Annotated in this window: 1 pseudogene; it reads right to left on the reverse strand. The window is 47.3% G+C overall.

The window, feature by feature from the left end:
* Window positions 1-391, reverse strand: a pseudogene (locus MOC09_RS20030) (protein prkA); the annotation flags it as partial.

A 391-nucleotide genomic window follows, 5' to 3' on the forward strand; every position in this document is an offset into this window, starting at 1 on the left:
TGAAACTCCATCATCCCGCGGTTCGCTTTATTCAGCTCTCCGTCAAACCGGTAAGCGCGCGGATCTGATTCTGAACCGTATTCGGCAATGGTTGAGAAATCAATGCTTCCCGTCAGATCGGCAATATCCTGAGATTTCGGATCAGACGGGCTGAATGTTCCAATTCCCGTACGTTTATCTTCCGAGAAGAAGATCCGCTCCACCTTCACATCCTCAATTCTTCCGCCGTACTCTTCCTCTAGCCTCATGACATTTAAAGGAGAAAGACTTCCTTCTATTCTTATGCCGTATTCTCTGTAAAAGTCATCACGCAAATGATGGGGGATTAAATGTAGAGGGTCCTCGTGCATCGGGCAGCCTTTAATCGCATATACAGCGCCATTATCCGTCA

Source organism: Bacillus sp. N12A5, from assembly GCF_026790125.1.
Classification (GTDB): domain Bacteria; phylum Bacillota; class Bacilli; order Bacillales; family Bacillaceae; genus Bacillus.